The organism is Microbispora sp. CA-135349, from assembly GCF_050947365.1.
In the GTDB taxonomy this organism is placed as follows: domain Bacteria; phylum Actinomycetota; class Actinomycetes; order Streptosporangiales; family Streptosporangiaceae; genus Microbispora.
Genome location: NZ_CP192001.1, coordinates 7,237,571 through 7,249,247, shown reverse-complemented (window position 1 = coordinate 7,249,247; position 11,677 = coordinate 7,237,571). Strand labels below are relative to the sequence as shown.

At 68.8% G+C, this 11,677-nt stretch carries 10 protein-coding genes; all 10 read left to right on the top strand.

Annotated features, from left to right (window positions below; all coding sequences use genetic code 11):
• The first annotated feature begins 313 nt into the window (after nt 1-313).
• The 10 genes from ACQPZZ_RS33425 to gatB all read left to right on the top strand — a co-directional run bounded on the left by ACQPZZ_RS33425 (nt 314) and on the right by gatB (nt 11,635).
• The gene (locus ACQPZZ_RS33425; RefSeq protein WP_432934633.1) at nt 314-2,389 is read left to right on the top strand and encodes a putative bifunctional diguanylate cyclase/phosphodiesterase; all 2,076 of its coding nucleotides are present in this window, start codon (nt 314-316) and stop codon (nt 2,387-2,389) included.
• Between the two features lie 96 nt (nt 2,390-2,485).
• Nucleotides 2,486-3,454: a helix-turn-helix domain-containing protein gene (locus tag ACQPZZ_RS33420; RefSeq protein WP_432925669.1), complete on the top strand. Its 969-nt coding sequence runs from the start codon at nt 2,486-2,488 to the stop codon at nt 3,452-3,454.
• Between the two features lie 154 nt (nt 3,455-3,608).
• Nucleotides 3,609-4,058, top strand: coding sequence for a hypothetical protein (locus ACQPZZ_RS33415; protein ID WP_432925667.1), 450 nt, complete (start codon nt 3,609-3,611; stop codon nt 4,056-4,058).
• A 174-nt stretch (nt 4,059-4,232) separates the two neighbouring features.
• On the top strand, nt 4,233-4,532 hold the full coding sequence (gene gatC, locus ACQPZZ_RS33410) for an Asp-tRNA(Asn)/Glu-tRNA(Gln) amidotransferase subunit GatC (RefSeq protein ID WP_363643963.1): 300 nt from the start codon (nt 4,233-4,235) through the stop codon (nt 4,530-4,532).
• The gene (gene gatA / locus ACQPZZ_RS33405; RefSeq protein WP_432925664.1) at nt 4,529-6,019 is read left to right on the top strand and encodes an Asp-tRNA(Asn)/Glu-tRNA(Gln) amidotransferase subunit GatA; all 1,491 of its coding nucleotides are present in this window, start codon (nt 4,529-4,531) and stop codon (nt 6,017-6,019) included. The genes gatC and gatA overlap by 4 nt, the downstream gene beginning before the upstream one ends.
• A 25-nt stretch (nt 6,020-6,044) precedes the next feature.
• Nucleotides 6,045-7,391: an AAA family ATPase gene (locus ACQPZZ_RS33400; RefSeq protein WP_432925662.1), complete on the top strand. Its 1,347-nt coding sequence runs from the start codon at nt 6,045-6,047 to the stop codon at nt 7,389-7,391.
• Nucleotides 7,388-8,041 carry a DUF4276 family protein gene (locus tag ACQPZZ_RS33395; RefSeq protein ID WP_432925660.1) on the top strand — a complete coding sequence of 218 codons (654 nt, stop codon included), beginning with the start codon at nt 7,388-7,390 and terminating at the stop codon, nt 8,039-8,041. The genes ACQPZZ_RS33400 and ACQPZZ_RS33395 overlap by 4 nt, the downstream gene beginning before the upstream one ends.
• Nucleotides 8,042-8,185: 144 nt before the next feature.
• Nucleotides 8,186-9,496, top strand: a complete 1,311-nt coding sequence (locus tag ACQPZZ_RS33390; RefSeq protein WP_432925658.1) for an AAA family ATPase — start codon at nt 8,186-8,188, stop codon at nt 9,494-9,496.
• On the top strand, nt 9,496-10,134 hold the full coding sequence (locus ACQPZZ_RS33385; RefSeq protein ID WP_432925656.1) for a DUF4276 family protein: 639 nt from the start codon (nt 9,496-9,498) through the stop codon (nt 10,132-10,134). The genes ACQPZZ_RS33390 and ACQPZZ_RS33385 overlap by 1 nt, the downstream gene beginning before the upstream one ends.
• Nucleotides 10,127-11,635, top strand: a complete 1,509-nt coding sequence (gene gatB, locus ACQPZZ_RS33380) for an Asp-tRNA(Asn)/Glu-tRNA(Gln) amidotransferase subunit GatB (protein WP_363643975.1) — start codon at nt 10,127-10,129, stop codon at nt 11,633-11,635. Before ACQPZZ_RS33385 ends, gatB begins: the two co-directional genes overlap by 8 nt.
• Nucleotides 11,636-11,677 lie beyond the last annotated feature (42 nt).

The window sequence follows — 11,677 nt, the reverse complement described above, 5'->3', positions numbered from 1 at the left end:
TGGTAGGGAGCCGACGGCGTGTCCAAGAAGGGCCGCTCGGGTTTTGTTTGGACGGCCAACCTAAAAGCCGCAGGCGGGCGGGGGAACGGACTCGTGGAGCAGTTGAAACTTTCACCCCAAGCTCGGGCAGACCGTGATATCTCCAGAAATCATGGTGACGCAGTGTGCCCAAGCGGTTTCGCGAAGTGGCCCAGAGGTCGTACCCTCCCATAGTGACCTCTTGGGGGGTTTCTTACCGATGACGCTTTCACGCGGTCTCACGCCGCTCACCGGGGTGCCACGCGTCCTTCTGCCCGCCGTCGACCTGGGCGAGATATCCACGCCCGTCGACACCCGGGACACCGGACCGCGCCCCGGCTCGCCGCTGTGGGCCTACCTCACCGTGGTCACCGCCGTCGGCGTCACCGCACTGGTGATCGCGCAGGTGCGGCTCGGCTTCGGCGAGCTGGGCGAGGTGGCCCGCACTCCGTTGTTCTGGATGCTGACCGTCCTGGTGGTGCTGGGGGAGCTGCGCCCGGTCATGTTCAGCTCCTCGACGCTGGTCGGGGGCACGCCGACTTCCACGATGTTCGCCTTCGCCGTGCTGATCTACCAGGGCCTGCCGACGGCGGCGCTGATGCAGGCGGTCGCCGTGGTGGTCAGCGGCCTGGTGCGCCGCAGGGCCTGGCACCGGGTGCTGTTCAACCTCGCCCAGGTGACCCTGGCCTGCACGGCGGCGGCGGCCGCCTTCGCCGCGTTCGGCGCGCATCCGGCGCCCGCGACCCCCTGGATGCCCGACGGCCGGGACATCCCCGCCCTGGTGGTGGCCGCGGCGGCGTACTTCGCGGTCCGCGCCATCCTGGTCTGCCAGGCGGTGGCGCTGCACGAGCGCCGGCCGCTGACCCGGGTGATGAAGGCGTCCATCGGCCCGCAGGCCCTCGTCTACGGGGCGCTGCTCGGGCTCGCGCCGCTGGTCGTGGTCGTGATGGCGCACTCCACGGCCCTGGTCCCCCTGTTCGTCGCGCCGCTGACCGCGGTCTACTTCACCGCGACGCTCTCGCTGCGCCGGGACCACCAGGCGACCCACGACGGGCTCACCGGTCTGCCCAACCGCAAGATGCTCATTCTGCGCACCGAGGAGGCGCTGGCCGAGGCGCGGGCGCACGAGCGGGTGGGCCTGCTGCTGCTCGACCTCGACCGTTTCAAGGAGGTCAACGACACGCTCGGCCATCCGGTCGGCGACCGGCTGCTGCAGATCGTGGCCCACCGGCTCACCCACAGCGTGCGGCCAGGCGACGTGGTGGCCCGCCTCGGCGGTGACGAGTTCGCGGTGCTGCTCCCGTCGATCAGGGACGCCCACGCGGCCAAGGAGGTCGCCTCACGGTTGCGGGTCGCGCTGACCGAGCCGGTACGCCTCGAGGGCATGACCTTCGACCTCGACGCGTCGATCGGCATCGCGCTCTATCCCGACCACGCGCCGGACTTCGAGCTGCTCATGCAGCGTTCCGACGTGGCGATGTATCTGGCGAAGGAGAGCCGCACCGGTGTCGAGTTCTACCTGCCGGGCAAGGACCGCAACTCGCCGGAGCGGTTGAGCCTGCTCGGCGACCTGCGCCGGGCGATCGACGCCGACGAGCTGGAGCTCCACTATCAGCCCAAGGTGAGCCTGGAGGACGGCAGGGTCGAGAGCGTCGAGGCGCTGCTGCGCTGGTGGCACCCGGTGCGCGGGCCGATCTCGCCCGCCGAGTTCATCCCGCTGGCCGAGCAGTCCTACCTGATGCGCGAGCTCACCCAGCACGTCATCGGTCACGCGTTGCGGCAGGCGGCCCGGTGGTGGCACTCGGGCGTCGACGTGCCGGTCTCGGTCAACGTGTCGGCCCGCGACCTGCTGGATTCGAGCCTGCCCGAGCAACTGGAGTCCGGCCTGGAGAAGCTGGACCTGCCTCCCGAGGCCATCCGGCTGGAGGTCACCGAGCGCATTCTGATGACCGACCAGGCCTACAGCGCCGAAACGATCCGCACGCTCGCCGGGCTCGGCATCCAGCTCGCACTGGACGACTTCGGCACCGGCTACTCCTCCCTGGTCCGTCTTCAGCGGCTCCCGGTCTCCGAGGTGAAGATCGACGCGTCGTTCATACGGCGGCTCGGGGAGTCCGCGGACGACGAGCGGATCGTCCGCTCGATCATCGACCTCGTGCGGTCTCTCGGGCTGAGGTCGGTGGCCGAGGGGGTCGAGTCACCGGAGGTCGCGGCGCTGCTGCGCGAGATGGGCTGCCACGCGGGCCAGGGATGGTGGCTGGCCAAGCCCATGCCCGCGAGCGAGGCGACCACGTGGTTGCGCGGCCGGCTCGGCGCCGCGTTAAGAGAGCACGAGAGCGGCGACGCCGTCGCCGGCGCGAGCTCGTTCTGACGGATTTCGCGACATTTGTTGACTGGCAGCGTGGGGACGCCGATCCTGCCTGTGTGAACTCCGCCCCACGACGCGCCCGATGAGGATCACGCGGCGTTGATCGAGTTGCGCAGTGAGGATTTGCCCACCGCGGAGCGGTTCCCGTGGTGGTGCGAGCTGACCGCGCGGCAGATGTACCCCACGCTGCTCAGCAGTGACCACGCCGACGATTACCGGGCAGCGGTGAAAGTGCTGGAACTCGGGCGGGTGACGGTGGCGGTGCCGGAGTTCGACTGCATGAGAGCGGTCCGTACGCAGCGGCTCATCCGGCGTTCCGACCCGGAGGTGTGGACGCTCACGCTCATCTGCGGCGGGTCGCTCTGGATCGAGCAGGATCGTGAACGCCATGAGCTGCGGATCGGCGATCTGGTGCTGCAGGATCCCTCACGGCCCTTCCGGTCCGAGGCGCTGGAAGCCGGAGGCGTGGCCCGTACCGTGCAGTTGGACCTGCCCCGCAGGTCGTTGCCGGTGCCCGAACAACTGCTGCGCGGCCACGCGTCACGTCCGCTGCCGTCGCGGCGGGGTGTGGGAGTCCTGCTCGCCCGGATGCTGGAAGAGCTCGTCTGCCAAGGGGACGATCTGTCTCCCGTCCAGTGCGTCCTTCTCGGCGACGCGTTGATCGAACTGGCCACCGCCTTCCTCGCCGGTGTGGTCGACCGGGCCCGCGTGGTACCGGTGGAGACGCGGCAGCGCGTGCTCATGCGGGAGATCAAGGCGTTCGTGCAGCGGCATCTCGGCCGGGCGGATCTGTCACCGTCGTCGATCGCCGCGGCCCACCACATCTCTGTCCGCTACCTGCATCGCCTTTTCCAGCAGGAAGGGATCACCGTGGGCGGGCACATCCGGCGGCAGCGACTGGAGCGCTGCCGCGCCGATCTCGCCGACGGCCGGCTGTCGCGGCAGAGCGTCGAGCGGATCGCGGCGCGGTGGGGTTTCCGCGACGCCGCGTCATTCAGCCGCGTTTTCAAGACGGCGTACGGCATGCCCCCCGGCGCGTACAGACGGTCCGCCGCCGGCGCGATTTAGACGCCCAGAGTTAGACGCTCAGGGTCAAGAAGACTGCGCTGCGGTCCAACGACAGGCGCCCGCGGGCACCCGATGCTGATGACACGAGCCGGCGCCGTCCGTCTCGATCACCACAGCACGCAACCCGTTCCCCGACGCAGCAGGAGGGCATGACGTGACGAACGTGACGCGACGAGAGGCAGGTCTGATCGTGGCGGCTCTGGGAATCGCGGCGGTGTGCATCCCCGCGCCCGCGTACGCCGCTTCCGGCGGACTCGCCGGGCCCACCTGCCGCCACACGTCCAGCTCCCTTTCCGGTGCGAGCGCCCGCGGCACGCTGTGCTGGCAGAAGCTGTCGGGGGAGATACGGTTCACCGTCGACGGGAGCCTCAAGGACAGCGCGGGCGACGGCAGATACGCCGTGTTCCGGGTCCATTACCGCTCGCGCACGGCCGTCGGGTGGAGCACGCACACGAAGGACATCCGGACCACCAAGGGCCACAACGCGCCGGTGAGCCTCTACGTCGACTGGCGCGGTTCCGCGAGCCGGGGTCTCAAGGACTTCTGGATGCAGGTGTGCAAGCAGGGCGGCGGCAAGCGGACCTGCGACAGTCACTGGCACTGAGCGCCCGTCAGGGGAGCCCGGCCCTGAAGGAGAGCGGCGACGTCCGTCTCGCGCCGCACTGAGCGAGGCGTGAGTTAAGACCATGTGACGCGGCCTCGTCGGGTCGGCCGCGCTCGGCGGCGAGCCCTAGGATGGGTAGGTCCAATCTCCATCATGAAACGGGTTCGACGACTCATGTCCGCCATAACCCGCGATGAGGTCGCTCACCTCGCCCGGCTGTCCCGGCTGGCACTGGCCGACGACGAGCTCGACCACTTCGCCGCCCAGCTCGACCAGATCGTCGGCGCCGTCGCCCGCGTCGCGGAGGTGGCGGCCGACGACATCCCGCCGTCCTCGCACGCGCTTCCGCTGACCAACGTGTTCCGGCCCGACGACGTACGGCCCGGCCTCTCACCCGAGGACGCGCTGTCCGGCGCGCCCGCCGTGGAGGACGACCGCTTCCGCGTGCCGCGGATCCTCGGGGAGGAAGAATGAGCTTGATTCGCAAGACCGCCGCCGAGCTCGGCGCGCTGGTCGCCTCCCGTGAGGTCACCGCCGTCGAGGTCGCCCAGGCGCACCTCGACCGGATCGCCGAGGTCGACGGCAGGGTCAACGCCTTCCTGCACGTCGACGCGGAGTCCGCGCTGGCGCAGGCCCGCGCGGTCGACGAGCGCATCGCCGGCGGGGAGACGCTCGGCCCGCTCGCCGGGGTGCCGATCGCGCACAAGGACGTGTTCACCACGACCGACATGCCGACGACCGCCGGGTCGAAGATCCTCGAAGGCTGGCGCCCCCCGTACGACGCGACCGTGACCCGCCGCCTGCGCGAGGCCGGCCTGGTGATTCTCGGCAAGACGAACCTGGACGAGTTCGCCATGGGATCGTCCACGGAGAACTCGGCGTACGGCGCCACGCACAACCCCTGGGACCTGTCCCGGATCCCCGGCGGCTCCTCGGGCGGCTCGTCGGCCGCGGTGTCCGCCTACGAGGCGCCGCTGTCCACCGGCACCGACACCGGCGGCTCGATCCGGCAGCCCGCCGCGGTGACCGGCATCGTCGGCATGAAGCCGACGTACGGCGGCTCGTCCCGCTACGGGCTGATCGCGTTCGCGTCCTCTCTCGACACGCCCGGGCCTTTCGCCCGCAACGTGCTCGACGCGGCGCTGCTGCACGAGGCGTTCTCCGGCCACGACCCGCTCGACTCGACCTCGGTCGACGCGCCGGTCCCGCCGGTCGTCGAGGCCGCGCGGCAGGCCGACGTGGCGGGCATGCGGGTCGGCGTGGTCAAGGAGTTCGGCGGGGAGGGCTACCAGCCCGGCGTCCTCGCCCGGTTCAACGAGGCCGTCGAACTGCTGGAGTCGCTCGGGGCCAAGGTCGTCGAGGTCTCCTGCCCGGCCTTCTCCTACGCGCTGCCCGCGTACTACCTGATCGCGCCGTCGGAGTGCTCGTCCAACCTGGCCCGCTTCGACGCGATGCGGTACGGCCTGCGCGTCGGAGACGACGGCACCCGCAGCGCCGAGGAGGTCATGGCCCTGACCCGGGCGGCCGGCTTCGGTCCCGAGGTCAAGCGGCGCATCATGCTCGGCACGTACGCCCTGTCGTCCGGCTACTACGACGCCTACTACGGGCAGGCCCAGAAGGTCCGCACGCTGATCATGCGGGACTTCGAGGCGGCCTTCCATCAGGTGGACGTGCTGGTCTCGCCGACCACGCCGACCACGGCGTTCCCGATCGGGGAGCGGGCCGACGACCCGATGGCGATGTACCTCGCCGACCTGTGCACCATCCCGACCAACCTCGCCGGCAACGCGGCGATCTCGGTGCCGTGCGGCCTCGCCGACGAGGACGGCCTGCCGGTCGGGCTGCAGGTCATGGCCCCGGTTTTGGCCGACGACCGCTGCTACCGGATCGGCGCCGCCGTGGAGAAGGCGTTCGAGAGCCGGTGGGGCGGCCCGCTGCTGTCCCGCGCGCCCGCGCTCTAGTCGCCGAGAGGAGGGGAACGGCGGCATGATCACCCGCATCGAGATCGACGGCTTCAAGTCCTTCGCGGACTTCAAGCTCGATTTGCCGCCGTTCCTCGCCGTCATCGGCAGTAACGCCAGCGGCAAGTCGAACCTGTTCGACGCTCTTCGCTTCATCTCCGCGCAGGCGCGTGGTGACCTATACGACGGGATAGACGCCGTTCGCGGGGACGCCGTGGGGTTGTTCCGGCAGCGGGGAGACGGCTCGCGAGCAAAAGAGATCAAATTCGGCGTCGAACTGATCGTGGACCCGGATCGGGGATGGGGCCGGTCGGTGCCCGAGGAGTGGCGCAGGAGCCTTGGTTCCCGCTGGCGCTACGAGCTGTGGGTGACCCTCAAGAAGAGGGGTCCCGAATCCACGCAATTCTTCATTCCGCTGGTCGAGGAGGACGACTCCTGGCCGGACGAGGTGAACGCGGATCCGGAGTGGCGCGCGAAGTACGTCACCTATCTCGACGAAGACGACGACGCCGCCTGTGCGCTCTTGGGAGAAGACGGTTTCCTCCACCTCTTCACGCTTCCGGACGGCCACCCGATGGCTGACATGGGCGACGGAGACGTTGACACGAGCGTGGAAGGGCAGATGTATGACGCCGTCGTCAACGCCATCTTGAAAACGCTTGCCCAGATTTCCGCTTTTCAGCTCGAAGATGCCGCTCTCAGGAAACCGAGTGCCCTGCCCGCGCGTCCCATGCTGCGGCCTAATGGCGAGGGCCTGCCCGGATACCTCAGTCATCTTCGCCAGATGAGCGCGGACCAGGGCGACGAGGCGGGAGTTCTCGCGGAGATTCGCGCGGATCTCGCCCGAATCGTGCGGGAGGTGACGTCGTTCGACGTGGTAGAAGACCATGAGCGCCGGGATGTTCGAGTGGTCTTCGACGGACGCTATGTTCCCCGCTTCGGTGCGGATGTGGCCTCTGACGGCACACTCCGGATCCTGGCGTTGCTGGCGATGCTCAACGATTCGGACCGCGGAGGCCTGGTGGCTGTTGAGGAGCCGGAAAACGGCGTGTTTCCCGAACGCCTCCGAGACCTCCTCGCAACCATGCGTCGCCTGGTCAGTGACCCATCCGCGGACGACCCGATCTGGCCCCTCAAGCAGGTTCTCGTTACGAGTCACTCGCCGGTCGTCCTCGACGCGGTGCCACGCCGGGACATCGTCTTCCTGGAGAACCTGACGAGGATCCAGGAAGGGGTCCCCTCGCGGGTCACGGTGGCCCGTCGCCTCGTCGAGCCCGGCCAGCCGAATCGCTTGCCGGGTGAGGACATTCCCCGGGTCACCGAGAGCGAGATCGAGCGGTTCCGCGCGGGCCGGGAACCCGCGATCTCATGAGGTGTCTACAGGCGGTCCTGGTTTGTGAGGGACCCTCCGACGAGTGGCTCCTTCCGGTCTTGCTCCAGCGCGCCACGCATCTGCTCTGCCTGGAGAGTTTTCCGGGCGACGTAGACGTGAGAGACGTCCGGGTGCTCGGCGCGGACCACCAGCGGCCCGAGGAGATCGCGAAGGCGGCGATTCGTGAACGCGATGCGTTCGACGTGCTCCTCTATCATCACGACGGGTCGCCGCATCGGAAGGCCGCTGAGAAACTCGATGAGGTGCGGCAGGCGCTGAATGACGCCGGGAGCGGGGAACCTCTGGTGCCGGTCGTCCCGGTGGTGGAGACCGAGGCATGGATTCTCGCCGACCCCGAGGCGCTCGCCGCGGTCCTCTCCGTACCGATCGCGAAGGTCCGCGAGTTGCTCCCGCAGCAGCCGAAGCAGGTCGAACAGCAGGCCGACCCGAAGGAACTGCTTCGGCTGGTGATGCGCTCGCTGGTGAGACGTCACAGGAGGGCCAGGCCGGACGGAGACAGCATGGAACGCTATTTCAGCGAACTGGCTGAGCTCATCGACGTGTCCCGACTGCGGGAGGTGCCCGCGTTCGCGGACTGGTGGACCTCGATGGGGAATGCCCTGGAACGGTTGGGTTTCCGTTATGGGTAACAACGTGACGGATCTGTGCCCCTTGCCGCGGCTGCTCTGTGGAATTCGACGCAAGGCTGAACATGCGCGTTTGCCCGACACCAAGCGGGCTGCCGATGGCCGGGGAACACACACTCTGCGAATCGAAGGGAGGGGGACGGCAGATTGATCACCCGAATCGAGATCGACGGGTTCAAGTCGTTCGAGAGGTTCGCGCTCGATCTGCCGCCGTTCCTCGTGCTCATCGGCACCAACGCCAGTGGCAAGTCGAACCTGCTTGACGCTTTGACGTTCGTCGCTACCGCGGCCACCGAAGGGCTGAACTCCGCGGTCGCGCGGGTGCGGGGCGACGCCCGCGGACTGTTTCGCAGGCGCGGGGACGGCACGCGCGTGGACTTGATGAGCTTTGCCCTGGAGTTCTTTTTCATGGGTTCCGCTTTCCACGCCGGTAATCGGTGGCGGTACGAACTCGATCTCAGCTGGAAGGTTCCGGAAGACACGATCGAGGGCCTCGTCGTCCGGGCGCAGCGCCTCGTTTCGATACCGTTCAGTACCGAGCGCTGGGATCCACTCCTGAGCGCGGCTCCTCAGTGGTACGAGGAAGTCGAGTGGGAGGGGAGCGAAGTCATCGAACTCCCCGCCGCAGAAGAGCTGCCCGACCTCCGGGGCGTGCTCGGTCTCCTGACCGCCGCCGTGGCCGGGATGGTGAGGCGTGACCGAGGCGAAAGCCTTCTTCTGATGCAACTGCAAGGGGAACTCGCGAACACACGTTTTCTGCATCTCGAAGCCGGTTCGCTTCGCCGGCCCAGTGAGATGGGCGGCCCTCAGCGGATGGACTCCACCGGGCGAGACCTGCCCAACTACCTCCGCTTCCTGGCGAAGGAGGGGGCTTCGGACAACCGGCCGCTCGGTCAGATCGGCGAGATAAAGATGCATCTCGTGGGGCTGGTTCGGGAAATCAGCGACTTCACGATCGTCGAGGACGAGCACCGCAGGGACGTCCGGCTGGAGTTCTCCTCGCCATACGAGCACGAGCTTGGGGCGGAGTTCGCCTCAGATGGCACCTTGCGAATGCTGGCGATCCTGGCGGCCCTGCACGATCACGGGACCACGGCTGTGGAGGAGCCCGAAAACGGGGTCTTCCCGGAGCGGTTGCGGCAACTGCTCAGCCTGGCCGGAGCTCTCGTCACCGACTTCCGCGAGCCGCCGGAACGAGATCGGTCGGATGCCCGGCTGCCGCATCGGCAAGCGATCTTCACGAGCCACTCGCCCGTGGTGCTGGACGCGGTGCCGTACGAGAACATCGCGTTCCTCGACATGACGACGATCATCGAGGATGGGGTTCCCAGCCGGGTGACCCGGGTGCGACGGCTGAGGGAGAACGCCGGCCCGGTCCGCGTGGAGGGTGAGCGGTGGCCGCGGGTCACCGACTCCGAGCTCGACAGGTTCCGCGCCGGGGTGGAGGAACCGGTCTGATGCGGAGCTTGAGCTGCGTTCTCATCAGGGAGGGGCCGTCGGACGACTGGTTCCTGCCGATCCTGCTGCGCCGGGCCTTGGAGGAGCTCGTCATCGAGTCCTTCCCGGCCTGCCGGGAGGTGCAGGAGGTGCGCAGTCTGCCGAAGGCCGGCAACCAGAGCCCCGAGCCCGTGCTCACGGCTCTGAAGCAGGAGCGGGGCAGCTTCGACGTGGTCCTGTACCACCATGACGGAGCTCCACCGGCGAAGTCGGGTCCCGTGCTGGAGCGGATGCGGCAAACTTGGAGGACCAGCGACTTCGAGGAACCCTTGGTGGCCGTCGTCCCGATGAGGGAGACGGAGGCCTGGTTGCTCGCGGACCATGCGGCTCTCGTCAGGGCGCTCAACGTGCGGAAGCTCGGCCGGACGCCCGTGTCGGGACCGGAGGTCGAGTCCTGCCTGGATCCGAAGACGGTGGTCGAGGCCCTGCTGCGGGACGAGGCCGGGATGAACCCCAAGAAGAACGGCGTGCTCCGGAACTTCTATGTGTCGGTGGCGGAGACCGCCGGCATCGCTGAACTGCGGAAGGTGCCAGCCTTCCAGCAATGGTGGAATGACATGATCGAAGCATTGGAAGGACTGGGTTACCAGCATGGCTGATACCGCGACGCTCATGCCGTACGACGAGGCGCTGGAGCGCTTCGAGCCGGTGCTGGGGCTGGAGACGCACGTCGAGCTGGGCACCGCCTCGAAGATGTTCTGCGGCTGCCCCACGGTGTTCGGCGCGCCGCCGAACACGCAGGTCTGCCCGGTGTGCCTGGCACTGCCCGGCTCGCTGCCGACGGCCAACGAGAAGGCGATCGAATCGACGATCCGGATCGGCCTCGCGCTGAACTGCACCATCGCGAAGTGGTGCAGGATGGCCCGGAAGAATTACTTCTATCCGGACATGCCGAAGAACTACCAGATCAGCCAGTACGACGAGCCGCTGTGCACGGACGGCTACCTGGACGTGGAGGTCGACGGGAAGACCGTCCGCGTGGAGATCGAGCGGGTGCACCTGGAGGAGGACACCGGCAAGTCCACCCACGTCGGCGGCGCGACCGGGCGGATCCACGGCGCCGACTACTCGATCGTCGACTACAACCGGGCCGGCATCCCGCTCGTCGAGATCGTCACCAAGCCGATCGAGGGCACCGACCGGCTCGCCCCCGAGGTCGCCCGCGCGTACGTCACCGAACTGCGCGAGGTGATGCGCTCGCTCGGCGTCTCCGACGTGCGGATGGAGCAGGGCTCGCTGCGCTGCGACGTGAACGTGTCGCTGATGCCGCGGGGCTCGGCCGAGTGGGGCACCCGTACGGAGACCAAGAACGTCAACTCGCTGCGCAGCGTCGAGCGCGCGGTGCGGGGTGAGATCGAGCGCCAGGCGGCCATCCTCGCCGAGGGCGGCCGCATCGTGCAGGAGACCCGGCACTTCCACGAGGACACCGGGCAGACGACCTCGGGCCGGTCGAAGGAGGAGGCGCAGGACTACCGCTACTTCCCCGAGCCCGACCTGCTGCCGATCGCGCCCGACCCCGCCTGGGTCGAGTCGCTGAAGGCCGCGCTGCCCGAGCTGCCGTCGGCGCGGCGCAACCGGCTCCAGCAGGAGTGGGGCGTGTCCGACCTCGACATGGCCGCCATGCACAACGCCGACGCGATCGACCTGGTCGAGGCGACGGTGGCCGCGGGCGCTCCCGCCGCGGACGCCCGCAAGTGGTGGATGGGCGAGCTGGCCCGGCGGGCCAACGAGGCCGGTACGGCTCTCGCCGACCTGCCGATCACCCCGGCGCAGGTCGCCCGGGTGGCCGAGCTGGTCGCCTCCGGCGCGCTCAACGACAAGCTGGCCCGCCAGGTGCTGGAGGGCGTGCTCGCCGGCGAGGGAGGCCCGGACGAGGTCGTGGAGAAGCGCGGCCTCCAGGTCGTCAGCGACGAGGGCGAGCTGTCGGCGATCATCGACCAGGTGCTGGCGGACAACGCCGACGCCGCGGACAAGGTCCGCGGCGGGAAGATCGCGGCCGTGGGCGCGCTGGTCGGCGGCGTGATGAAGGCCAGCCGGGGCAAGGCGGACGCGGGCCGGGCCCGTGAGCTCATCCTGGAGAAGCTCGGCGTCCAGGGCTGAGACGACCGGAACGGCCGGCCACGGTAGACATGGCCGGCCGTT

Excerpts from the sequence above, each read along its gene's own strand:
- ACQPZZ_RS33400 (WP_432925662.1), top strand. The coding sequence starts at position 6,045 with ATGATCACCCGCATCGAGATCGACGGCTTCAAGTCCTTCGCGGACTTC.
- gatC (WP_363643963.1), top strand. The coding sequence starts at position 4,233 with ATGTCCGCCATAACCCGCGATGAGGTCGCTCACCTCGCCCGGCTGTCC.
- ACQPZZ_RS33395 (WP_432925660.1), top strand. The coding sequence starts at position 7,388 with ATGAGGTGTCTACAGGCGGTCCTGGTTTGTGAGGGACCCTCCGACGAG.
- gatB (WP_363643975.1), top strand. The coding sequence starts at position 10,127 with ATGGCTGATACCGCGACGCTCATGCCGTACGACGAGGCGCTGGAGCGC.
- ACQPZZ_RS33385 (WP_432925656.1), top strand. The coding sequence starts at position 9,496 with ATGCGGAGCTTGAGCTGCGTTCTCATCAGGGAGGGGCCGTCGGACGAC.
- gatA (WP_432925664.1), top strand. The coding sequence starts at position 4,529 with ATGAGCTTGATTCGCAAGACCGCCGCCGAGCTCGGCGCGCTGGTCGCC.